The sequence below is a fragment of the Flavobacterium sp. genome (assembly GCF_031409475.1).
Lineage (GTDB): Bacteria > Bacteroidota > Bacteroidia > Flavobacteriales > Flavobacteriaceae > Flavobacterium.
In genome coordinates, this window is record NZ_JANNXH010000072.1 from 16350 (window position 1) to 41054 (window position 24705).

The following is a 24705-nucleotide window of genomic DNA, read 5'->3' on the forward strand; positions in this document are numbered from 1 at the left end:
TTACAAGCCGTAAGATTTTTTATTAAAACACTTAAACCCTTGTTGGGAGTGGGTTTAAGTGTTGTTTTAATTTGTAGCGAGACCGAGATTTGAACTCGGGACCTCAGGGTTATGAATCCTGCGCTCTAACCAACTGAGCTATCTCGCCTTTATGTATTTTGAACTCCAGTCCGCCGCGGCGGATATGAATCCTGCGCTCTAACCAACTGAGCTATCTCGCCATTATGTATTTTGAACTCTAGTCCGCCGCGGCGGATATGAATCCTGCGCTCTAACCAACTGAGCTATCTCGCCAAATTGTAGTATTGAAATCAACTTTCAATGCGGGTGCAAATATAAAAATTAAATTAGAGGTTGCAAGTATATTTTTTAATTAAAAAAATATTTTTAAAAAGGCTTTTTTTTCGGAATTATATTCTATATTTCCAAAAAATTAAGATGTGCTCATGGATCAAAAAATACGTTACGAAATAGAGTTTCCTATAAATTCCTCACCTCAATTATTATATCAATACATTTCAACTCCTTCAGGCTTGTCAGAATGGTTTGCCGATAATGTAAATTCTAGAGGAGAATTTTTTACTTTTATATGGAATGATTCAGAAGAAAAGGCAAGGCTTGCTTCTAAAAAAACAGGTGAGAGAGTGAAATTTAAATGGGTTGATGATCAAAACCTTGATACCGATTATTTTTTTGAATTGAATATTTTAGTCGATGAAATCACAAAAGACGTTTCGTTAATGGTGATTGATTTTGCTATAGAAGCCGAAATAAAAGAAGCAACACAATTGTGGGAAAATCAAGTGTCAGATCTTAAACATGTAATAGGATCTGTTTAGTAAAATTGTTTTTTATAACTTATATTTGTCACGCTTAATAGCGTGACTTTTTATTTAATAATATGATTAATTTTAATGGTTCTTTAGTAGCAAGTGACTCTAATTTATTGGCACAAAATCGCGGATTTTTATACGGTGATGCTGTTTTTGAAACAGTTAAAATCTTGGACTCCAAAATACTTTTTTTGGAAGATCATTATTTTAGACTAATGTCTTCGATGCGTGTACTTAGAATGGAAATTCCAATGGAATTTACAATGGAGTATTTTGAAGATCAAATTCTTACATTAGTAAAAAACAAAAATTTAGAAAATTCTGCTCGCGCTAGAATTACTTTTTATAGAAATGATGGAGGCTATTATTTGCCAAAAACGAATACTGTTTCTTTTTTGATTCATGCAGAAATACTATTGGACACTTTGTATTTGATTAATCAGGTTGAATATGAAGTTGATTTATTTAAAGATTTTTATGTAACAAAACAATTATTGTCATCGATAAAATCATCCAATAAAATCATAAATATTACAGGTAGTATTTATGCAAACGAGAATGGATTAGACAATTGTTTACTTTTAAACGATAGCAAAAATGTTATCGAAGCCTTACAAGGAAATATTTTTATGCTTAAAGGTAATTTACTTATTACACCACCAGTTTCTGAGGGTTGTTTGAATGGAGTAATGAGAAAGCAAATAATAGAAATAGCTAAAAAAATTGAAAATCTAGTGGTTGTCGAAGAAGTAATCTCTCCTTTTGATCTTCAAAAAGCCGATGAGTTATTTATTACAAATGTGATAAAAGGGGTTCAACCTATAACAATTTATCGAAAAAAAGTATTTGCAACTACTTTCGCTACCATTTTAGTGCAAAAACTCAACGATTTTATAATTCAAAATTAATTTAAGTAAGGATTTTCAGGTGCGTTTGACCATATAAGATATTCTCCACCGAGTTCAATAAGTTGATCTCTCCAAAAGGAAGTTGCTGCTTTTTCTATAATTTTATTTTTATAGTTATTAGCCGTTATTATCCAGGAGTTTTCTTTCATTTCAGATTCTAACTGGTTTTCACTCCAACCTGTGTAGCCTAGAAAGAAACGAATGTTATTCTTATTGATTTTGCCGTTATTGATTAGGTCTTTTGTCGATTCATAATCACCGCCCCAATATATTCCGTTAGAAATTTCTACACTATTTGGAATAAGTTCAGGGATATTATGGATAAAATAGAGATTGTCTTGCTCAACTGGACCACCATTGTAGATTTTAAAAGAGGCTTCAATGTCTGGGATTAAATCATTTATAGTATATTTTAAGGGTTTATTTATGATAAAACCTACAGAACCACCTTTATTGTGATCTGCTAATAATATTACTGACCTATTGAATGATATATCTCCTATTACCGATGGCTCTGATATGAGTAAACGGCCTTTTTCTAGTTTTTCTGAAATCATCTTTTCTGAATTTTTATTAAATTTAATACTATTAATAAATGACTACCAAAAAAAATCGTTATAAAACATAAAAAAACCTTCCAAAGGAAGGTTTTAATTATATTTAAGAAATCTTAAATTAGTTTACAGCACCATCTAAATCTGCACCAGCTTTAAATTTCACTACATTTTTTGCAGCAATTTTTATAGTTTTTCCAGTTTGAGGATTTCTTCCATCTCTTGCAGCTCTAGCAGAAACTGACCAAGATCCAAAACCTACTAAAGATACTCTTCCACCTTTTTTCAAAGTACCACCTACGTTTCCTAAAAACGATTCTAAAGCTAATTTTGCAGCAGCTTTTGTAATTCCTGCATCAGCAGCGATAGCGTCGATTAATTCTGATTTGTTCATAATATTTAGTTATTAATTGTTGGTTAAAAAAACTTTATTTATACTAACAAAATTAGTAGGAAATACTTCCCTTACAAGTGTTTTGATTTATTTTAGTTGGTTTTGTTGATAACTTGTTTTTTTTGTTGATAACCAGCCCAAAAAAAGCAATAAATCCTAATGTTTATAGTGGCTAAACGGCAATTGCATGTTCTGTAAAGGTGGTTCCATTAAGTAATTCGGTGATATTCATCCGCTTTTTACCCGGAAATTGTATGCTCAAAACGGTGATATACCCATTTTGAACCGCTATTTTCATCTCTTTTTTAGAAGATATAATCATTCCTATTGGGTTATTATGGGATTCTACCGTGAATTTACATTCGTATATTTTTACAATCCATTCTTGATTTTTATCTTTTATAAAACACCATGCTGCAGGATAAGGGGACAATCCTCTAATGTGATTGTGAATTGCCTTTCCGGATTTTGTCCAATCTATTTTACAATTTTCCTTATTAAGTTTGAAGGCAGTTTTCAGTTCAGAATTATCATTCTGTAAATGTGTTGTTACATTTCCTTTTTGGATTAAATCCAAAGTTGCAATCACAGTTCCACTTCCTAAATGCATTAATCGATCGTGTAATTCACCTGCGTTTTCAAGAGGATTAATTGTAATTTCAGAACTTAATATCATAGCTCCGGTATCTATTTTATCATCAATAAAAAACGTTGTAACACCAGTTTTTGTCTCATCATTTATAATTGCCCAATTTATTGGAGCTGCACCACGGTATTTTGGTAATAAAGAGGCATGTAAATTAAAGGTGCCAAATGCTGGCATTTTCCAAACTACTTCGGGAAGCATTCTAAATGCTACAACGATTTGTAAATTGGCGTTCCATGCTTTTAATGCTGACAAAAAAGTTTCGTCTTTTAAATTTACAGGCTGCAACAATGGTAAGTTGTTTTGTAAGGCATATTCTTTAACGGCTGAATATTTTATTTTTTGACCTCGACCTGCGGGTTTATCCGCGGCTGTAATTACTCCTACAACTTGATACTTATTTTGGAGTATGGTGTCTAGGATTCCAACAGCAAATTCTGGTGTTCCCATAAATACAATTCGTAATTTTTCCATAGTCATTGCCAGGCACTACGCCATCTCATTATTATGTTAGTGAATATTTGTTATTAGGTTTAATAACGATTGTTTCATTTTCAAGTAATTGTTGAATGGCAAAGATAACATCCTCTTCGATGTTTTTTGTAAGTTTTTGGATTTCTCTTGAACTCATTTCTTGAGTTTTTAAAAGGCTTATGATTTTTTCTGTAATTAGTGTGATGTCATTTGGTCTCTTTTCTTTAGAAATACAATACGAACAAATACCGCAATCAGTAGTTGCGATTTCTCCAAAATAGTTTAGAATTAGTTTACTCTTGCATACTTTTTTTTCATTGATATAATGTAGAACTGAATTAAATTGTTCTTTTTTTAATTGGTTTTGGCTTTCTAAATATTTTGAAACTCGGTTAATGGTTCTTTCATCTTCTCGAACTTCATTAAAAATTAAAGTGGCATCGTTGTTTTTAAAATAATAGGCTATGATTTCTTTTTCCTTTAATTTTAGTAATACAGCTTGCACTTCGGATTCAGAATGGTTTGATTTTTTTGCAATTAATTGTAAATTAAATGCGGTTAGCATATCATATATTCCTGGATAAGTTCTAAGAATAGTTACAATAATCTCCTCGTCTCTGGGATTTAAACTTATATACCGAATCACTTCTTTTGACGAAATCAGGAATTGCATTGTTATTTTTTCGGTGTATTCTTGCGATAAACTCAAAATTCCTTGACGGTCTAAAAATTGAATGGCATTAAAAGTTTTCAAGATTGGAAATCCATATTTTTGACAAAAATGATTCAAGTTAAACGAAAACTGTTCATTAATTCCTTCGCCGTAGGCTATCTGAAAATAGTTACAAAGTTTGATATAGATATTAGTAAGGATTTTTTTGTCGGGTAATACAGCAATAAACTGGCTTTGAGCCTGAACATAATCAGACGGACTGGTTAGAATAATGGCAAATGCTTTTTCACCATTTCTGCCGGCTCTACCAGCTTCTTGGTAATAACTTTCTAGGTTTTCAGGAAGTTGAATATGAATTACCGTTTTTACATTAGCCTTGTCTATGCCCATACCAAATGCATTGGTTGCAACCATTACCTGAACTTCTTCCTTCATCCAGAATTGCATATTTTTATCTTTATCTTTTGTAGAAAGTCCGCCGTGATAATACGTTGCTTTTAGTCCAAGAGCTTGTAATTGATTCGTAATATCGAGACACGATTTTCTATTCCGAACATATATTATGGATTGTTGTGGGTTTTTCTTTAAAATTTGTTCTATTTTATAGAATTTGTCTTCTACTTCAAAAACCATGTAGGCAATGTTTTTTCGTTCAAAAGATTTTTGAAAGATTACCGGTTTTTCTAATCCTAATTGGATAATCACATCCTCAAGAATAGTTTTTGTTGCTGAAGCTGTTAAAGCCAGAAAAGGGATTTTTGGAAAATGGGTTTTTAGATTCGCTATTTTTAAATAAGCGGGACGAAAATCGTGTCCCCATTGCGAGACACAATGTGCCTCGTCTATTGCAATTAAATTGATTGGTAAATTTTTTATGCGCTCTAAAATCCAATCGCTTTGTAAGCGTTCAGGCGATAGGTATAAAAACTTATAATTGCCAAACTCACAATTGTCTAAAAGTGTAATTATTTCATCCGAGCGAATGCCGCCAGTAAGGCAAATAGATTTAATATCAATATTTTGTAACTGCTGTACTTGGTCTTTCATTAAAGCAACTAATGGCGAAACGACTAAGCAAATTCCCTCTTTCATTAATGCAGGAATTTGAAAACAGATTGATTTTCCGCCACCTGTAGGCATCAATGCAAAAGTGTCATGACCATTCAAAACCGAATTAATAATTTCTTCTTGCGGCGATCTAAAAGAATCGTGTTTCCAATATTTTTGAAGAATTTGTATTGCTGTTTGCATAGATTTCAGATTTGCTTTGCCTGTTTGCAATTGCTTGGTAAAGATTTTAGATTTTTATAAAAATCCTAAATCCCAATCGCTACATTATTTAGAAATTTCATCTAATATAAAAAGAATTCTTTTATCAACCGTATCTTTTGCTACTTCTATAAGTTGATAGCCGTATTTTTGATACGTTTCAATAAGATGCAGGTTTATTTTTTTTGCCTGTTCAAAGTTCTCGTAACGTTCTTTGTCGCTTACAAAAATTTCTTGCCATGGCGGCAGAATAAAGATTTTTGTATATTTATGTTCAATGCAAGCTTGTTCAAATGATTCAGGATAGGCATCTCCAATGTAATGCATATAGGCTAAAACGTCAGGAATTCCTCGGTCAAGAAAAACTATATTGTGTGTTTCGTTTAAAGCATTTTGGTATTGTTTCTTTCTTCCCTCAAGTAATAATTCGCTAAATAAAATGGGATTTTCAAGAAATAATTGTTCAATACCTTGTTTTTGAGCTTCTAATGTTACTTGTCGGGAAATTTCAGGATAACAACAAAATCCTTTGGCTACTAAAGCATCTATGATAGTGCTTTTGCCCGTTCCAGGTCCACCGATTATAACAACAATTTCTTTAGACACTTTTTATAAATAATGCGCAAACTTACCTAAACTTATTTGAATTTCGAAAAATGAATTCAGTTAAAATTTAGTATTTATCAAAAATTCATAATTCATAATTCATAATTTGCAATTGAAACCCTATATTTGCTTTTATTTTATTTTTAAAATGGATAAAGAGAAAGAAAAAGAAACAGCAGAATTCTACGAGAGGCTGAAAACGGAGTTGGATAGGAGTAATACATGGCCAGCAGAATATTTATTTAAATTTATTGTCCCTTCAATTAATGATAATGTTTTGAAGGTCGAAGATGCCTTCAATTGTATGGGAGCAGTTATAAAAACAACAAAATCCAAGACCGGTAAATTCACGAGTATATCTGTTGATGTTACCATGAAAGACGCTCAAGAAATAATAGATAAATACCAAGAATTAGCAACGATAAAAGGTATCGTTTCCCTGTAGTATGAACACAAAATATATAAAAGAAGTAGCCAATGATGTGGTCCATCATTTAGAATATAATGCCGAGAGATCGCACCTTATTATTCCAGAATACGGGCGTCATTTACAAAAATTGATTGATCAAGCTACCGTAATTGAAGATGCCGAAGAGCGAAATAAAGCTGCAAAATACATCATTCAAGTCATGGGAAGTTTGAATCCTCACTTGAGAGATGTGCCTGATTTTCAACATAAATTATGGGATCAAATCTTTATAATGTCTGATTTTAAATTGGTGGCAGAATCCCCATATCCTATTCCTTCAAGAGAAGTTTTGGTATTAAAGCCCGATGTTTTAAAATACCCTCAAAATTTTCCAAAATACAGGTATTACGGAAACAATATAAAATACATGATAGATGTTGCAAATAAATGGGACGAGGGCGAAATGAAAAATGCATTGGTAAAGGTAATTGCCAATCACATGAAAAAGTCTTATTTAAGTTGGAACAAAGACACGGTAAAGGACGACGTTATTTTTGAACATTTATACGAATTGTCAGACGGTAAACTCAATATGCTTCAAAGTACCGAAGAACTTTTGACAACCACAGATTTGTTGCGAACAAATAAGAGAGTGTCTAATAAAATAACTCCAGCAGGTCAACCAAAAATTCAAAGCAACAAGAATAGTAAAACTGGAAAACCAAATCCGATACACAAAAACCAAAACAGAAAACCAACTAATTAAAAATTACGAATTAAAAATTAAAAATTTGCTATAGCTGTTTTTAATTTTTAATTCGTAATTTTTAATTTTTAATTCAAATAAAATGGAAATATTCAAAATAGAAGGAGGTATTTCTCTAAAAGGAGAAATCACACCACAAGGTGCTAAAAACGAAGCGTTACAAATTTTATGTGCTGTATTATTGACTGCTGATAAAATCACAATCAATAACATTCCTGATATTATAGATATTAATAAATTGATTACACTTTTAGGAAATCTTGGAGTGAAAATTCAAAAAATAGGTTCGGGTTCTTATACTTTTCAAGCCGATGAAGTAAATATTGGATATCTTGAAACCGAAGCTTTCAAAAAAGAAGGTGGTGCGCTCAGAGGTTCTATAATGATTGTTGGTCCACTTTTGGCCCGCTTCGGAAAAGGATACATACCAAAACCTGGCGGAGACAAAATAGGTAGAAGAAGACTTGATACCCATTTTGAAGGATTTATAAATCTTGGAGCTAAATTTCGTTACAATAAAGAAGACCATTTTTATGGTGTTGAAGCAGGCGATGGATTAGTTGGTGCCGATATGTTGCTCGACGAAGCATCGGTTACAGGAACTGCAAATATTGTAATGGCAGCCGTTTTAGCAAAAGGAACAACAACCATTTACAACGCAGCTTGTGAACCGTATTTACAGCAATTGTGTAAAATGCTGAACTCGATGGGAGCAAAAATAACAGGTGTTGGCTCTAATTTATTGACTATTGAAGGAGTTGAAATTCTTGGCGGTTGTGTGCATCGTATTCTTCCTGATATGATTGAAATTGGTTCATGGATAGGATTAGCAGCCATGACAAAATCCGAAATTACCATAAAAAATGTAAGTTGGGACAATTTAGGAATTATTCCCAACACGTTTAGAAAACTAGGAATCACTTTAGAACGCAAAGGCGACGATATTTATATTCCTGCTCACGTTGATGGGTATGAAGTAAAAACCGATATCGATGGTTCAATTCTTACGATATCTGATGCGCCATGGCCAGGATTTACACCCGATTTATTGAGTATTGTTCTTGTAGTAGCAACACAAGCAAGAGGCGATGTTTTGATTCATCAAAAAATGTTTGAAAGCCGATTGTTTTTCGTGGATAAATTAATTGATATGGGAGCAAAAATCATGCTTTGTGATCCGCACAGAGCAGTAGTTATGGGACATGATTTCAAATCACAACTCAAAGCAACTACCATGTCATCACCAGATATTCGTGCAGGAATTTCGTTGTTAATCGCAGCACTTTCGGCAAAAGGAACGAGTACTATTCAAAATATTGAACAGATCGATCGGGGTTACGAACGAATAGACGAGCGATTGAGAGCCATTGGTGCTAAAATAGTTAGAGCGTAATTTGCATCATAAAAATTAAAAAGCGGATTCTATTTTCATAAATAGAATCCGCTTTTTTTTGCTGGAATATTTCTTAGAAAAGCAGTATTTGATTTTCAGCATCTTTGTCAAAGTTAAAAACTTTGACAAAGATTATTCTAAAATATTTAAAATTTTCAAACCAAAAACGACTCCATTCTCTTGAATCCCGTTTTGGAACGAATGTACATAATCCAAACGAAATACCTTAAATTTACCAAAACCAAGATTGTCCAGCCCAACCGTAACTTCCGTATAAGGTTTTTTATCTGGAACGGAAAGAGCATGAAATCCTAGAACCAAAGTGGAGTTTAATTTATTCAACAAAGGAATTTTATTCATAATATAACCTTTGTCATTATGTTCTAAATGGGCTTCGAAAAAGGCATCATTTGTACTGTTTGAATAATACGGCATTAAATTAAAAACATTCAAATAACGATCGCTTGTTCCCACGTGAGTTCGGTTTCCATTGAAATGTTTATAGTCTATAAACGAGATGTTTTCACCGTGAATGAAAGTTCCTGCCTTTAAGTTAATGCCTAATGTTCCCTTATTTCCAGCATTAAAATCATATCTGATTTGGCTAGAAATCAATTGGTATTCATTCTTTTTTTCATTAGATCCAAAAGCATTTTCGTAGCCAAAATACAGCGTTGGATAGTCTTCATTTCTGATATTTATTTTTCCGTCTGGTCTTGAAATGTATTTATTTCCAAAATTTATTCTTGCCAAAAATGAAGCCTTTGTGAGATGGTGTTGTTCAAATGCGGGGTTCAAATTATCGTCTGGCAACAAAGGATTATTGGAACTGTAAAGGGCATCACTTTTTATAAATGTATAATCAGTCGTGTTAAACAAAGGCTTTCGTTGCTGGTATTCAAGTGTGCCTTTCAGATACAAATTATTTCCAATGTCTTGACCATAAGTAGCGCCAGCAAATTCCTTATTGTACAATTTCATATAATTATCTACAAAAAATACGGAACTCACTGAGTTGATAAATTTTGAAATAGGTTCTTCGGGATTGAACTGGTTTACTTTGCTTCCGCCAAAAACAGTAAGGGTTGCATAATTCTGGTTGTTAAATCGATGGTAATAATCAACCGTGACACGCAATCTATCGTCTGAAAAACCGTAGTTGAATTTGGTTCTTATTGAAGTAGATTTGCCTTTTTCCTCTTGTGCTGCCCAATTCCTGAAAGAAAATCCTGAATCCAGATTCCAACCCTGAACCGTGTTGAAACTCAATGATGATATATTGAGCAAACCATCATAAGAAAAAGACTGTTTTTTTGTACTGTTTTTCCAACGATATCCTGTAATAGGACTGTGAAATTTGAATTTGTTTCCCTTTTTATCTATAGAATCCAAATAGGTTTTCGAGTTTCTAACTTGATGAACGCTATCTTTTTTTACATAATCAGTATTCTCTTCGATGGTGAGAGGAATGGGTCTGATTTTATTCCAAAAAAGCGTGTCTTTTTTATTTGAGTTGTTTTCAAAACTTACTATTTCATTGGTAAAAGTTTTCTTGGCAAACGCTTTTTCGAATTCATAATTACTGTAAACGTAAGAGAATTTTCCGTTGAATTTTATTCCAAAAACACCTGCTGAAAATTCTAGACTTTGGGTGTTTTTTGCCCAAACTTGATTGTTTTTATTGTAGCTAAAATTTTGTTTTAACTTCATTGTATCCACAAATTCTTGATGCATTCGATAGCCTTTGATGTCTAAATCCACCGCGTAAATTGCCCACGAATCCTCGACAATGTAGATGTAACCTTCAAAAACGGGTTCGGCATCTCGTTTTGCAATGACTTTTATTTTGTTGATCATCAAATTATTATCGTCCTGAAAAGTACCTTCTAATTTGTATTTGTAATAGTTGAAGGCATTGTCAGCAATGGGTGAAATCATCTTGCTGTTAAAGGATAAAGTGTTGTCATAGAAATCATAAATCGTAGATCTGGCTGTGTTGTAGCTAAAACCTTTATTGTCTCCGCTAACTTTTGAAGCAATAATTCGTTCTTTCAAATTGTTGGGCTTTTCGAAAATGATTTTCGAAACGGTTTCAGATAAATAGATAATTCCTGTTCCCGTTGAATCAACAGCGCCATCTAAATCACCTATTTTTTGCCCTAATATTTTTTTGGGTAAATCTTTGACTTTAAAAATTCCACGAGAATAAAAATCCGCTTTGAAACGAGCTGTTTTCTCAGCGTTTTCTTTTTTGTTAGCAATTGCGTTTCTGATTACAGTATTGGCCGGATTTTCTTTTGTGTTGATTATGACTTCAGACAGAGATAAACTTTCTTCGACTAATTTAATATTTTGTTTGTACGGAAATTTATCAATCGAGATTGTTATTTTCTGGGTTTTGAATCCTAAATATTGAAAAACAATAGTGTGTTTGCCCGTTTTTTTAATATTCAACTCGTAGTTTCCTAGCTCGTTTGATGAAGTTCCGTTATAGGTGTTTTCTTCTAAAACTGTAACTAGCGAAAGCGGAATTCCTTTGTTGTCTGTAATTGTTCCTCTAATTTGTGCAAAGGAAAAAAATGAAACTAAAAGTAAAAAAAGCAAGTAAAATTTTTTCATGAAGTATTTTTTCCTACAAATATACTCGTAGAAATAATTTACACTCATAAATTTTTGTTATTTTAATTTAACCCAAAATGGTCTAAGATTTTAGAAAACTACAAAAAAGATCGAACCGCAAGTTCATAACTTTTAAGACCAAAACCAAGTACAACACCGCTGGCATTCCCAGAAATATAGGATTGATGTCTAAAAGTTTCACGAGAAAAAGTATTAGAAATATGAACCTCAATCACTGGAGTTGAAATTGCTTTTACAGCATCGCCAATACCTATTGAAGTATGGGTATAAGCTCCAGCATTTAAAATAATTCCATCAGCAGTAAATCCATATTCCTGAATTTTAGAAATCAATTCGCCCTCAACATTACTTTGATAATACGTCAATGCTATCGCAGGAAATTTTGATTTTAAAGTATCGAAATAATCTTCAAAAGTTTGATTTCCATACACTTCGGGTTCTCGTTTTCCGAGTAGATTGAGATTTGGACCGTTGATAATGATGATTTGCATAATTCCTTTTTTTGTAAAAATAAAAAAACCGTTCTATAAAGAGAACGGTTTTAGTAAATTTATTTTTTTATTTTTTTCTAAAACATTATTCCTGCCGAAACTTGCACTACGGCGTTTTTGGCATCGGCATTTTTAGAGATTTCGGTTAACCCTAAAACATAACGACCTTGTATGAAAATATTTTTGGAGATTTTAAAACCTAATCCACCGGTTGCAGCAAAATCAAAGGTGTTAGAATTTTCGATATCAAATTCCTTTTTTTCGCTCAATAAGAATGAAGCTTGCGGACCTAATTCTAGACTAACGGTTTTGCCCAAATATATTTTTACCATGACAGGAATTGACAAATAGCCCAATTCATTTTTAAAGTCCTCAAGGGCTGTTTTATATGTTGCGCCTTGTGTTGAGTATACTAATTCTGGTTGGAGAGCAAATGTTTCTCCAAGTTTAATTTCAGTAACAAGCCCAGCGTGATAGCTGGTTATGGCATCAGTTTGCAAAGTTGCACCCGTAACATTCGCGTAGTTTAATCCAGCTTTAAGTCCAAATTTTACTAATTGAGCATGTACACTAGTTGACAAAGCAAGTAAGAAAATGGAAGCAAAAATGATTTTTTTCATAATTTTAAAATTTATTTTTTTTAAGTTAATGTAATTGCAATATAGAACTCTTTAATAATAAAAATATTGTATCAGACTTTTTTTGTTTCTCAAAAATAGTGCCCTAATTTAGGATCTCAAAAATAGTTAAAACTATAAAATTTAGTGCATTTCTCTTTCAGGTTCTAAAAAATTTTTACCGCAGATTCGCAGATTAATTTTTGCCTCCATATTTAAAATCTGCGAATCTGCGGTTAGTATTTTTGACTTTATTTTAATCTGGCAGACTTTCAGTCTGCTAATCAAATCTATGGTCTTCATGTCTATAATGGTTTAGTTAATTTGACCTGATTTTTAAATTTTCTACAAGAATAAATTTACAATAAAAAAACTGTTTGATAATTTCATGATTTGGAATAATAAGAAAAATAGTATAGTTTTGTCCCCAACAAAAATTAATAATTAAAACAAAACAAACATGAAAAAAATTATTTTATCGGCAATTGCCATTTTTACAATTGGATTTGTAAATGCTCAAAAAGCACAATTTGGAGTTAAAGGAGGATTGAATCTAGCTGTAATTCTTGGAGACACGGATGGTGTAGATTTTCAATCAAAAGCAGGTTATCATGTTGGGGGTTTTGTTGATATAAAAGTATCTGATAAAATATCGATTCAACCAGAACTATTATACTCAACCCAAGGAGCAAGTGTAAAGGATTTTGAAGTGGAATTAAATAATACTCTTTATTCGGCTGACGTTAATTTCAATTTATCTTACATTAACATTCCAGTAATGTTGAAATATTATGCTGCTGAAAAATTTAATTTAGAAGTTGGTCCACAAATAGGATTTTTGACTGCTGCGAAAATTGTTGCTAAAGTAAATGGTAATGAAGGAGAAGAAGATGCTAAAGACATATTTGAGTCTGTTGATTTTGGTTTAAATTTAGGAGCAGGATATGATTTCACTAAAAAGATTTCTGCGGGAGTTCGTTATAATGTTGGGTTGTCAAATATAGAGAAAACTGAATCTGGAGATGATTCGAAAATTAAGAACAGTGTATTTTCATTATCATTAGGCTACAAATTTTAATAATTTTAGAATTATTATATTTCAAACCATCCGCCACGGCGGATGGTTTTTTTATGCCTAAAAAATAGCTTTACTTTGTAACATGAATTGGAGCAGTTATATCAAAAGTTATCAATCGTATCTTAAAATTGAAAGAGGTTTGTCTAAAAACACTATCGAGAATTATACCTTTGATTTAGAACGCTTGTGTCTTTTTCTCACAGAAAATGAAATTGTAGTTTCGCCAATAAAAATAACCGAAGAAACCGTTCAGCAGTTTATTTACAGTGTTTCAAAAGAAGTAAATCCGCGATCCCAAGCCCGAATAATATCAGGTTTAAAAAGTTTTTTTAGCTATTTGATTTTCGAAGATTATCGCCAAGACAATCCTTTGGAGTTAATAGAAACCCCCAAAACAGGAAGGAAACTTCCAGACACTTTAGCCATTGAAGAAATAGACGCACTTATTGCAGCCATAGATTTGAGCATTAACGAAGGAGAGCGCAATCGTGCCATGTTAGAAACTTTGTATGGTTGTGGACTTCGAGTTTCGGAGTTAATTGCATTAAAAATATCCGATTTATTTTTTGATGAAGGATTTATCAAAATCACAGGTAAAGGCAACAAACAACGCTTTGTTCCCGTAGGAAATTTAACCCAGAAGTACATTCAAATTTATAAGGAAACCAAGCGAAATCTATTATATATTCAAAAAGGATTTGAGGACACTTTGTTCTTAAATAGGAGAGGAAAACAACTTACGAGAGCGATGTTATTTACAATAATCAAAGATTTGGCTGCTAAGATAGAGTTAAACAAAAACATAAGTCCACATACTTTGCGCCATTCTTTTGCGACACATCTTTTAGAGAACGGAGCAGATTTACGATCCATTCAATTAATGTTAGGCCATGAATCCATTACAACTACAGAGATTTATGTGCATTTAGACCGGAAATTTTTGACACAAGTTATCCATACTTTCCATCCAAGAAAATAAATTTTGGCTTTATTTTTGTTTAATAGGGTTGAACTGTTAAAACAATTTTATATATTGTCATAAGTTAATACACAGTATTGCTTTATACACATTTATAACTGTTTATTTCGGCTCAAAAAAGTTAAAATAATAATACAATAAATAAGTTATGGTTTTTGATTTCCACAAAAAAGTAAATTACACCGGTTCAAATAAGGTTTGTAAAAAAATATTTGAAGAGATTCCTGATTTAATATTTCAATTTATAATTACTCCAGATAATTACTACGTATTTCCAATTGTAAGTTCATCAATTTCAGATATTTTTGAATTAACTTTTGATGATATTGAAACACATTCAGAAAAAGCAATTTTTAATAGAATTCTGGATAAAGATAAAGCAACTTTTTTCGAATCATTTATTGTTGCCAAAAAAAATCTACAACGTTGGGATTTAGAGTTCAGAGTTAGTTTGCCCAAAAAAGGGGAAAGATGGCTCAAGATTTCATCAAAACCAGAAGCGGAATCAGATGGGAATGTAGCTTTTTATGGCAGAATATCAGACATTACTGATATAAAAAATCAGGAGCTCAAACTTAAAATTTCCGAAGCTAGGTATCAATTTGCATTAGAAGCCAGCACCGAAGGTGTATGGGATTGGGATATGAGAACTAATAATGTTTTTTACTCCTCACAATCCATGAAAATACTTGATTTAGAGTCCATGGATATTTTTGATTCGCCAGAACGATGGGACGAAATTGTGCATCCAGATGATTTGGCAAAATATTATTCAGACATCCACGAGCATTTTGAGAATAAGATTCCATTTTATGAAAATTACCATCGTGTCATGACTTCAAGCGGAAAATACAAGTGGATTCTCGATAGAGGAAAAGTAATAGAGAGAGATGCAAACGGAAAGCCTTTGAGAGTCATTGGAACTCATACTGATATTTCTGCACAGAAAGAGAAAGAATTAGATTTGGTAAAAACGATGCAATTATTTAGAGAACAAAACAGCAGACTACTCAATTTTTCCCACATTGTTTCCCATAATTTAAATACTCATGCGGGGAATATTAAATCAATCCTCGACTTTATTGATGATGAAAATGATGCTGATGATAAACAAACTATGCTCTCGCATTTGCGAACAGTATCGAATGATTTAAACAAAACAATTGTAAATTTAACCGAAATTGTAGCTATTCAAAATGATTTGGATAGTTATAAAGTACCACTACAGTTGCATTTTTACATCAATAGAACGGCTGAAATTGTTAACCTAAATGATAAAAAAATTACTGTTATTAATGAAGTTTCTGATGAAGTTTTGGTTAATTTTAATCCCGCCTATCTCGAAAGTGTTTTATTGAATTTTACTACAAATGCATTAAAATATTCTCATCCAAGTCGTTTTCCAATTATAAAATTTTCATTTTCAACCCAAAATAATTCGTCGGTTTTGTCTATTACTGATAATGGTTTAGGGCTGGATTTAATGAAGTATGGCGAACAGTTATTTGGAATGTACAAAACGTTTCATAACCACGAAGACGCACAAGGAATTGGACTATATATAACCAAAAATCAAATTGAAGCCATGAAAGGCAACATTACAGTCGAGAGCGAAATGGGTGTTGGAACAACTTTTAAAATTATTTTTAGCGATTAAATTTAGTTGAACTTATTATAAATAAATTTATTTTTTGGAGCTTGCAAGATATAATTAAAGCAAAAAAACTTCTCAATTGAGAAGTTTTTTTATGAAATATAAGAGGATTATTTAGCAATATTTACCGCTCTAGTTTCTCTTATTACAGTTACTTTCACCTGACCTGGATACGTCATTTCGGTTTGTATTTTTTGGGATATTTCAAATGATAAAGTAGCTGCATTATCATCAGAAACTTTTTCACTTTCTACTATAACACGAAGTTCTCTACCTGCTTGAATTGCATAAGCATTTTTCACCCCGTTAAATCCATAAGCCACTTCTTCAAGGTCTTTTAATCGTTGAATATAAGAATCAAGAACTTGACGTCTTGCTCCAGGTCTTGCACCTGAAATAGCATCACAAACTTGAACGATTGGCGATAGTAATGATTTCATTTCGATTTCATCGTGATGCGCTCCAATGGCATTACAAACTTCTTCTTTCTCACCATACTTCTCGGCCCATTGCATTCCTAATAAAGCATGCGGTAAATCACTCTCTGCATCTGGAACTTTACCAATATCGTGTAATAATCCAGCTCTTTTGGCCAGTTTTACATTCAAGCCAAGTTCAGCTGCCATAATGCCACAAAGTTTAGAAACTTCGCGGGAGTGTTGCAACAAGTTTTGTCCGTAAGACGAACGATATTTCATTCGACCTACCACTTTTATTAACTCTGGATGCAATCCATGAATACCTAAATCAATAACGGTACGCTTACCAACTTCTATGATTTCGTCGTCAATTTGTTTGGTAGTTTTAGCAACAACTTCTTCGATACGCGCTGGGTGAATACGTCCATCAGTAACTAATTTATGTAATGATAATCGTGCGATTTCTCTACGAACGGGATCAAAACAAGAAAGAATGATAGCTTCTGGTGTGTCGTCTACAATGATTTCAACTCCAGTTGCAGCTTCAATCGCTCTAATATTTCTACCTTCACGACCAATGATTCTACCTTTAACATCATCAGATTCAATATTAAAAACGGATACGCAGTTTTCTACAGCTTCTTCTGTTCCAACACGTTGAATGGTATTGATAATGATTTTTTTGGCTTCTTGTTGTGCTGTTAATTTTGCTTCTTCAATGGTATCTTGAATGTGCGACATTGCTTGCGATTTTGCCTCATTCTTTAATCCTTCTATTAATTGATTTTTGGCATCTTCTGTAGATAAGCCAGAAATGACTTCGAGTTGTTGTAGTTGACTTTTGTGCAACTTGTCGACTTCGGTCTGTTTTTTATCTAAAACTTCAATTTTAGAATTGTATTCAATAGTTTTAGATTCAAAATCATCATTGACTTTCTTGGCTTTTGATAATTCATTAGAAATTTGAGATTCTTTATCGCGAACTCTTTTTTCTACTTCGGCCATTTTTTGATCACGAGTTAGTATTACTTGTTCGTGTTCTGATTTGAGTTCGATAAATTTTTCTTTTGCTTGAAGAATTTTATCTTTTTTAATATTTTCTGCTTCAAGATTAGCGTCTCTTAAAATGGAAGAAGCTTCTTTTTTTGCGCTTTTGATCAAATTAGAAATATTGCTTTTCTCAATAGTTTTGGCGATACCAAAACCTCCTGCAATGCCTCCAATTCCCGAAATAATTATTGTTAAAATGTCCATAGTTATCTGAATTTATTATATAAAAAAGCCTACATTAGATTGCTTGAATAAACTCGGAAATACAAGTTTTGAGCTTACTCGTTGTTCAAGCTTTCCGCCGAAGGCGGACGTGCTATAGTAACGAAGATTCGCTCATTCTAAATTGTTAGTGTTGAGTTTACCAAATAGGAACTAATGTAGGCAGTATCTTAGTCTTTGTAAAGAACGTATTTAATCGTTGAGATATTGATCTAAAAGCGCGTTGATTTTTTTTATTCTATCCATAGTTTCTACTCCATCGATAGCATTATCAATTTGTTTTTGTTCTGATTTAGAAGCAAATTGTAAGGCACACATGGCCAATACATCTTGCTTATCTCGTACAGCATAATTTTCTTCAAATTGCTTTATCATCACATCAATTTTTTTTGAAGCACTTCTAAGTCCTTCTTCTTGAGAGAGTTCAACCGTTAACGGATACACTCTGTCTGCTATTGATATTTTAATTTTAAGCTTTTCGTCCATATCTATTATTAATCTGATAGTTGTGCTATACAGTAATCTATTTCACGAATTAATGAATTTATTTTAAGCTTTGTATCTCTTTTATTATCTTCACTGCCCAATAATGCGTTGGTAATTTTAAGTGTTTCATACTGTTTTTTTAAAGCTTCAATCTCATGAGATTGGGTTTGTATGATTTGAGTAGCCTTTGATAATTCTATTTTTAAATCTTGAGTATTTTTCTGTAAACTGTTTATTTTACCAAAAAGTTTTTCAATCTTATTTTCAAGAGTATCAATTATTTCTGCAATTACACTCATTATAAATCCTATTCATTACTTAATCTTACAAAGTTAGTATTCCTTTTTATTATTACACTATTTTATTGCATTTTTTATCTTAAAAAAATCAATTATCTGTAAAACAGTTCATTATGGTTTTGACTCAAAATGTAATTTTTTAACTACTTTTTTTTATCTTAGCAAAAATCTATTTTATGCGATTAGTACTGGTTTTTATATTTTATTTTGGCATGCTTTCTGCCCAAATGAATTACCCAAAGGATTATTTTAGTCCGCCACTTTCTATTCCTATGCAATTGTCAGGAAACTTTGGAGAATTAAGACCCAATCATTTTCATGCTGGATTTGATTTAAAAACCATGCAAAAAGAAGGCTTAGAAGTTCATGTAGTTGCAGACGGTTATGTGTCAAGATTAAAAATCTCCACTTTTGGAAACGGAAAAACCATATATATAACTCATCCTAACGGTTATACTTCGGTTTATGGTCATTTGCAAAAAGCTACAGACTCGATTGAAGATTTCATCAAGAAAGCTCATTATGCAGCACAATCATTTGAAATTGAAGTGTATTTAAAGCCGAACGAATTAATTGTAAAGAAAGGACAAATTATTGCGCTTTCTGGAAATACTGGAGCTTCTGAAGGACCACATTTGCATTTTGAATTTAGAGACAATACCACCGAAAATATTATAAATCCAATGCTTTTTGGTTTTGATAAAATGTTACAAGACACTAAAAAACCTATAATTTCGAGTGTGTATGTTTATCCTTTAAATGATGAAACAGTTGTTAATCAATCAAAGCGTCCATTAGCGCTCAACTTAGTTTTGCAAAAAGACGGAACGTATCTCGCGGACAAAGTACTTGCAAATGGCACAATTGGATTTGGAATAAATACTTATGATTTTGACAATGTTTCCTTCAATCGAAATGGGGTTTATAAAGTGCATACTTTCTATAACGGAGTACCTAATTTTGGGTACCAATTTGATACCTATTCATTTGATGAAATGCGCTATATAAATGCATTTATTGATTATTCAAAATATAAAAAAACACAACAACGGGTTCAAAAATTATTCATGAAAAACCCTTATAAACATAGTATAATTAAAACTGTTGAAAAAAACGGTGTTATTGCAGCAATTCCAAATCTAGCGTCGGTATATCGCATTGAAGTTTCAGATTTTTATGGAAATCAAAGCACAGTCACAATTCCAATTAAGTATGATTCAGCAGTAACAACAGTTGTTGTTAAGGAACCAATACCTTCTAAATATGTAGTAAAAGCAACTAAAGATTCCAGTTTTGAAAAAGACAATAGGGCTGTGTTTTTTCCAGCGGGCACTTTTTATGAAGATTTTAATTTCAATTTTGATGTAAAAAAAGATACTTTATACTTGCATGACGATACTGTTCCTGCGCATTCAAATTTTACAATTTCAATTGAAGACATTAAACACAACGAAGTCCAAAAAGGAAAATTATTTATTGCTGCAATTAACAATAAAAAAATTGGATACATTTCTACTTTCAGAAAAGAAAATGTTTTTACAGCAAGCACAAAAACTTTAGGGAAGTTCGCCCTAATTTTAGATACAATTGCTCCCAGAATTACAATTGCAAAACCCATTGAAGGAAAATTATTGAGCCTTCAAAAAAACATTCAACTTACAATTAGTGATTTATTGTCAGGTATCAAATCCTATACTGGTTATTTGAACGGGAATTGGATTTTATTTGAATATGATAACAAAACAAAAAAAATCACACACAATTTCAGCGATGGAATTGTTGCCGAAGGAAAAAATGAATTAAAAGTGGTAGTGATTGATAATGTTGGGAATTCTACTATCTTTGAAACACATTTTTTTAGAAGTCAAATAATTAAAAAATAAACTTTTGAGAGTAACTAAAATTATACTGATTTTTCTTTTTTCCCTAACTGGATTTATAGCTACAGCTCAAACAGCACGATTAAAAGGAATTATTTTAGACAAAAACAATCAACCTGTAGTCAATGTAAATGTGTCCACTTCAGGAAATGGAACGCAAACAAACAATAATGGTTTTTTCGAAATTAATATTCCTGCAAATCAAAAAGTTGTTGTTGTTTTTACACATGTTTCACTAAAAAAAGCGACTGTAACCGTTACATTAAAACCAAACGAGGATCAAGAACTCAACTTGGTTATGAGTGATGAAGCGGAACAAATGGGCGAAGTTGTCGTAACGGCTAATAACAAAAAACGTATTCAAGGCATTGTTACTATTGAACCTAGTGTTATTAGAAAAATACCAGGAGCAAATGCGGGTGTCGAAAACATTTTGAAATCCTTGCCAGGCGTAAACTCTAATAATGAATTGAGTACGCAATATGCCGTTCGTGGTGGAAATTATGATGAGAATTTAGTTTATGTAAATGAAATCGAAGTCTATCGCCCGTTCTTAATTCGTTCAGGTCAACAAGAAGGATTGAGTTTTACCAATACGGATTTGGTTCAAAACATTGATTTTTCGGCAGGTGGTTTTCAGGCTAAATTTGGAGATAAATTATCTTCGGTTTTAGATATAACGTATCGGAAACCAACAAAATTTGGAGCCGTAGCCGAAGCCAGTTTTCTTGGTGCAAGCGTTGCATTTGATGCAATATCAAAGGATAATAAATGGTCTGCAATTACGGGTCTGCGCTATCGAAACAACAGCCTTTTGGTAAACAGCCAAGAAACACAAACTAATTTTACACCCACATTTGCGGATATTCAAACTAATGTCAATTTTAATGCTTCTACAAAATGGCAATGGAGTTTTCTGGGAAACATTTCGCAAAATAAATACAATTATCAACCCTTGACACGCCAAACAAATTTTGGAACAATTGATAATCCAATAGCATTATTAGTTTTCTATGAAGGCCAAGAAAAAGATAAATACAACACTTATTTTGGTGCCATAAAATCAACTTTTGTAGCTTCAGAAAACGCTACCTACAAGTTTATTGCATCGGCTTATCATACACAGGAGCAAGAATATTTTGATATTTTGGCGGAGTATCGTTTGGGCGAAGTGGATTCAAATATTGGTTCACAAACTTTTGGTGATGTTTCCTATACAAAAGGGATTGGTTCTCAAATAAACCATGCCCGGAACGATTTAGATGCACTAATAGTAAATACCGAGTTAAAAGGTTTTCATAATTGGAAACAAAATCAAATCGAATGGGGAATGAAATACACTCGCGAATCCATTCGGGATCGAGTTGTAGAGTGGGAAGTGATTGATTCAGCAGGATTTTCTATAAATCCACCACGAGTTATTTTACCAAAAAACGATCAACCCTACAATTCATATACTGGACCATTAGTTCCCTATCAAAATGTGAGAGCGACTAATTTCAATACAATTAATAGATTTTCGGGCTATGCACAATGGAGTAGAAAAGGCTATTTAGGCACAAGCGAAGTCTGGTATAATGCCGGAATTAGAATGCATCAATGGCAAGTTGATGGCGAAAATACTATTGGCGAAAGCCAAATTACGGTTAGTCCAAGAGCACAAATTGCTATAAAACCATTGTGGGAAAAAGATATGGTTTTCAGACTTTCGGGCGGATTGTATCATCAGCCGCCATTTTATCGAGAGTTAAGAGATGCCGATGGAGTTGTGCAGCCAGATGTTAAAGCACAGCAATCCATTCACTTCGTTTTGAGTAATGATTATAGTTTTACGATGTGGAATCGCCCGTTTAAAATGGTCTCGGAACTGTATTATAAATCGTTAACTGATGTTAATACATATACTTTAGACAATGTTCGCATACGTTATGCAGCATCTAATATTGCCAAAGCCTACGCACAAGGATTTGATTTTAGATTGAACGGAGAATTTGTTCCTGGAACCGAATCTTGGTTTAGTTTTGGCTACTTAAAAACCGAAGAAAACAGCGATAACAAAGGTTATATTGCCAGACCAACAGATCAACGATTGAAATTTGGATTGCTCTTCCAAGATTTTATGCCTAATATTCCAAGTGTAAAACTTTACCTGAACTTAGTTTATAATACTGGTTTGCCTGGAGGTTCGCCATCGTATGCAGATCCTTATTTGTACCAAAACAGATTGAGAGATTACCGCAGAGTAGATGTAGGATTTTCTAAAGTTTTAATCGATGAAAAATCAGCTAGTACCAAAATCGGTTGGTTAAAGAACTTCAAGGAATTAGCTATTGGTATAGAAATTTTTAATCTTTTTGACAATCAAAACGCCATCACCAATACTTGGGTTCGCGATGTGTATTCGAAAAATCAATACGGTATTCCAAATTACCTGACCACCAGAGTTTTTAGCGTGAAGCTGAATGCGAGGTTGTGATGGGAAAGGATATTAAGAATCGTAAGATGTGTATAAGCAGAAAAAAATTGCGGTTAATAAATTTATAGAAATTAAATGATAAATAAGGAATTAATCAAACAAACCGAACAAACCGAATGGGATTTTGTAAATGAAATTCTTTATAATATGTGCAAAGAAAATTTTACTCACGAACAGACTGATAAGGTTGTTGGGAAAGTAATTTTAATTGGTCGAGCATATGCTGCAGCAATCGAAAGACGAAAAAATAAAACGGAACAAAATGATAATTTTTATATTGACAAAGTTGCACCAAAATTTAAAAAATCAGAATTAGATTTTCATCTAAACAAACTAAAATCTCATACGGAATTGACAGAAAAAAATATTCCAGAAATCCTAAAAGTTCATTTTTATTTAACTGATTTGATTAAAGATTTGACGGAACAAAATAAAAGGTCTTTCAGTTCAAAATATTTACATTTTCATTTTCCACACTTGTTTTTTATTTATGACACTAGAGCAGTTAAAGCAATTGGACTTTTAAAAACTAAATTTCAACATAATTACAAAGAGCAAATCGATGCGAAAGGAATTGATAAAGAATATGCTTCGTTTTTTTATAAATGTTTTGCTCAAAAAAATAAATTAGAAAACGAATATGGCAGAAGTTTATCAACTCGACATATTGACAATTTATTAATGAAGATAATTGAACAAACAGAGGGAAAACCTAATCACAGCATCAACTAATTTGGGATATTTGATAAATCCGAATAAATCCGAATAAAGACTTATATCAAAATATCGCTCTCCAAATCTGATTTTTCTATCGTGAAATCAAAACCTAATTTTGAAACCAATTCGATAACAAGGTTTTTGTACCAGTTTTCAGATTTCGGATGAATGTAGATTTTTTCGATTAATTGATTAATGTCTACATTTATTTTTAGTCCATCATTCAATTTAATATTGCTTTTGGTAACATCCGAAATGATACGAACTTCTCTTTCGTACTGAAAGCTTTTACGCTTGAACAAAAAAGGAAAAAATAGATCGTCAAACGGAATGTACTCTTTCTTGTAGTCGATGTAATTGACTTCGCCAATGTATTGCTCGTATTTTTTTTCAGAACTCAAAGCGTTTTTCAACCGTTTTACAGTAGATTGTATTGCCAAACCTTCGCTGTTTTGAGTGAAAATTTGCCACATCGCAAACGATTCGTATTCGTTAATGTGCCAACTACTGATTGCGACTTTCTCGCGATGTGATTTGTAATAGTTTAAAAATGCGGGGTTATTTTCTGCAATTTTTTTTATTTCCTCATAAGTAGGTTCGCTAAAAGTACCTTCATATTGATCCTCGAATTTATCCGAACGCGACATAAATAACTTCTGTGACATCAACAAATCAAGAAATTTTGATAAATCAAGATATTTCCAAACAATAGTGTCTGGATCTTCTGGAAGCTTTATATTGGGATTGTTGAGGTACATTTTTTTTAAATTAA

23 protein-coding genes and 1 tRNA gene are annotated in these 24705 nt (G+C 32.4%); 11 read left to right on the forward strand and 13 right to left on the reverse strand.

Features of this window, described 5'->3' with window-relative positions:
- Positions 1-74: 74 nt before the first annotated feature.
- Positions 75-148 (reverse strand) — tRNA-Met (locus RMO53_RS13925).
- A gap of 298 nt (positions 149-446) precedes the next feature.
- On the opposite strand from RMO53_RS13925, the gene RMO53_RS13930 reads away from it, so the two are divergent.
- Together RMO53_RS13930 and RMO53_RS13935 are read left to right on the forward strand one after the other, a co-directional pair.
- On the forward strand, positions 447-839 hold the full coding sequence (locus RMO53_RS13930) for an START-like domain-containing protein (RefSeq protein ID WP_310381861.1): 393 nt from the start codon (positions 447-449) through the stop codon (positions 837-839).
- A 62-nt stretch (positions 840-901) separates the two neighbouring features.
- The gene (locus RMO53_RS13935) at positions 902-1741 is read left to right on the forward strand and encodes an aminotransferase class IV (protein ID WP_310381862.1); all 840 of its coding nucleotides are present in this window, start codon (positions 902-904) and stop codon (positions 1739-1741) included.
- On the opposite strand, the gene RMO53_RS13940 is transcribed toward RMO53_RS13935, so the two are convergent.
- The 5 genes from RMO53_RS13940 to RMO53_RS13960 all read right to left on the reverse strand — a co-directional run bounded on the left by RMO53_RS13940 (position 1738) and on the right by RMO53_RS13960 (position 6357).
- A complete protein-coding gene (locus RMO53_RS13940) occupies positions 1738-2298 on the reverse strand; it encodes a YqgE/AlgH family protein (protein WP_310381864.1) in 561 nt (186 codons plus the stop codon). The genes RMO53_RS13935 and RMO53_RS13940 overlap by 4 nt on opposite strands.
- A gap of 118 nt (positions 2299-2416) precedes the next feature.
- Positions 2417-2689, reverse strand: a complete 273-nt coding sequence (locus RMO53_RS13945; protein ID WP_310381866.1) for an HU family DNA-binding protein — start codon at positions 2687-2689, stop codon at positions 2417-2419.
- Between the two features lie 172 nt (positions 2690-2861).
- On the reverse strand, positions 2862-3809 hold the full coding sequence (gene fmt / locus RMO53_RS13950) for a methionyl-tRNA formyltransferase (RefSeq protein ID WP_310381868.1): 948 nt from the start codon (positions 3807-3809) through the stop codon (positions 2862-2864).
- 31 nt (positions 3810-3840) lie between these two features.
- Positions 3841-5733 carry an ATP-dependent DNA helicase RecQ gene (locus RMO53_RS13955; RefSeq protein WP_310381869.1) on the reverse strand — a complete coding sequence of 631 codons (1893 nt, stop codon included), beginning with the start codon at positions 5731-5733 and terminating at the stop codon, positions 3841-3843.
- 84 nt (positions 5734-5817) lie between these two features.
- Positions 5818-6357 (reverse strand): ATP-binding protein, encoded by a 540-nt coding sequence (locus RMO53_RS13960; RefSeq protein WP_310381871.1) that lies wholly within the window; start codon positions 6355-6357, stop codon positions 5818-5820.
- A 148-nt stretch (positions 6358-6505) separates the two neighbouring features.
- Between RMO53_RS13960 and RMO53_RS13965 the strand changes: the two genes are divergently transcribed.
- The 3 genes from RMO53_RS13965 (at position 6506) to murA (ending at position 8925) form a co-directional block, all read left to right on the forward strand.
- Positions 6506-6802, forward strand: coding sequence for a DUF493 family protein (locus tag RMO53_RS13965; protein ID WP_310381927.1), 297 nt, complete (start codon positions 6506-6508; stop codon positions 6800-6802).
- A gap of 1 nt (position 6803) precedes the next feature.
- Positions 6804-7532 carry a DUF4290 domain-containing protein gene (locus RMO53_RS13970; RefSeq protein WP_310381872.1) on the forward strand — a complete coding sequence of 243 codons (729 nt, stop codon included), beginning with the start codon at positions 6804-6806 and terminating at the stop codon, positions 7530-7532.
- Positions 7533-7614: 82 nt separating this feature from the next.
- Positions 7615-8925, forward strand: coding sequence for a UDP-N-acetylglucosamine 1-carboxyvinyltransferase (gene murA / locus RMO53_RS13975; RefSeq protein ID WP_310381874.1), 1311 nt, complete (start codon positions 7615-7617; stop codon positions 8923-8925).
- Between the two features lie 132 nt (positions 8926-9057).
- Here murA and RMO53_RS13980 read toward each other — a convergent pair whose 3' ends face one another.
- The 3 genes from RMO53_RS13980 to RMO53_RS13990 form a co-directional block, all read right to left on the reverse strand.
- Positions 9058-11544: a DUF5686 and carboxypeptidase regulatory-like domain-containing protein gene (locus tag RMO53_RS13980; protein WP_310381876.1), complete on the reverse strand. Its 2487-nt coding sequence runs from the start codon at positions 11542-11544 to the stop codon at positions 9058-9060.
- A 98-nt stretch (positions 11545-11642) separates the two neighbouring features.
- Positions 11643-12056, reverse strand: a complete 414-nt coding sequence (locus RMO53_RS13985) for a type II 3-dehydroquinate dehydratase (protein WP_310381878.1) — start codon at positions 12054-12056, stop codon at positions 11643-11645.
- Between the two features lie 77 nt (positions 12057-12133).
- Positions 12134-12676, reverse strand: coding sequence for a porin family protein (locus tag RMO53_RS13990; RefSeq protein ID WP_310381880.1), 543 nt, complete (start codon positions 12674-12676; stop codon positions 12134-12136).
- 457 nt (positions 12677-13133) lie between these two features.
- Here RMO53_RS13990 and RMO53_RS13995 point away from each other — a divergent pair, with 457 nt between their 5' ends.
- The 3 genes from RMO53_RS13995 (at position 13134) to RMO53_RS14005 (ending at position 16387) form a co-directional block, all read left to right on the forward strand.
- On the forward strand, positions 13134-13751 hold the full coding sequence (locus tag RMO53_RS13995) for a porin family protein (RefSeq protein WP_310381881.1): 618 nt from the start codon (positions 13134-13136) through the stop codon (positions 13749-13751).
- Positions 13752-13833: 82 nt separating this feature from the next.
- A complete protein-coding gene (gene xerD / locus RMO53_RS14000) occupies positions 13834-14730 on the forward strand; it encodes a site-specific tyrosine recombinase XerD (protein WP_310381883.1) in 897 nt (298 codons plus the stop codon).
- A 148-nt stretch (positions 14731-14878) separates the two neighbouring features.
- A complete protein-coding gene (locus tag RMO53_RS14005; RefSeq protein WP_310381885.1) occupies positions 14879-16387 on the forward strand; it encodes a PAS domain-containing protein in 1509 nt (502 codons plus the stop codon).
- A 107-nt stretch (positions 16388-16494) separates the two neighbouring features.
- Here RMO53_RS14005 and rny read toward each other — a convergent pair whose 3' ends face one another.
- The 3 genes from rny to RMO53_RS14020 all read right to left on the reverse strand — a co-directional run bounded on the left by rny (position 16495) and on the right by RMO53_RS14020 (position 18860).
- Positions 16495-18057, reverse strand: coding sequence for a ribonuclease Y (gene rny / locus RMO53_RS14010; RefSeq protein WP_310381886.1), 1563 nt, complete (start codon positions 18055-18057; stop codon positions 16495-16497).
- 210 nt (positions 18058-18267) lie between these two features.
- Positions 18268-18561: a cell division protein ZapA gene (locus RMO53_RS14015; RefSeq protein ID WP_310381887.1), complete on the reverse strand. Its 294-nt coding sequence runs from the start codon at positions 18559-18561 to the stop codon at positions 18268-18270.
- A gap of 8 nt (positions 18562-18569) precedes the next feature.
- Positions 18570-18860 (reverse strand): hypothetical protein, encoded by a 291-nt coding sequence (locus tag RMO53_RS14020; RefSeq protein ID WP_310381889.1) that lies wholly within the window; start codon positions 18858-18860, stop codon positions 18570-18572.
- A 176-nt stretch (positions 18861-19036) separates the two neighbouring features.
- On the opposite strand from RMO53_RS14020, the gene RMO53_RS14025 reads away from it, so the two are divergent.
- The 3 genes from RMO53_RS14025 (at position 19037) to RMO53_RS14035 (ending at position 23948) form a co-directional block, all read left to right on the forward strand.
- Positions 19037-20743: a M23 family metallopeptidase gene (locus RMO53_RS14025; protein WP_310381891.1), complete on the forward strand. Its 1707-nt coding sequence runs from the start codon at positions 19037-19039 to the stop codon at positions 20741-20743.
- A 4-nt stretch (positions 20744-20747) separates the two neighbouring features.
- Entirely contained in the window at positions 20748-23216 is a 2469-nt protein-coding gene (locus RMO53_RS14030; protein WP_310381894.1) for a carboxypeptidase-like regulatory domain-containing protein, read from the forward strand.
- A 75-nt stretch (positions 23217-23291) separates the two neighbouring features.
- The gene (locus tag RMO53_RS14035; RefSeq protein WP_310381896.1) at positions 23292-23948 is read left to right on the forward strand and encodes a hypothetical protein; all 657 of its coding nucleotides are present in this window, start codon (positions 23292-23294) and stop codon (positions 23946-23948) included.
- 41 nt (positions 23949-23989) lie between these two features.
- Here the strand turns inward: RMO53_RS14035 and RMO53_RS14040 are convergent, their stop codons facing one another.
- Positions 23990-24691 carry a DUF2971 domain-containing protein gene (locus tag RMO53_RS14040; protein ID WP_310381898.1) on the reverse strand — a complete coding sequence of 234 codons (702 nt, stop codon included), beginning with the start codon at positions 24689-24691 and terminating at the stop codon, positions 23990-23992.
- Between the last annotated feature and the right edge of the window lie 14 nt (positions 24692-24705).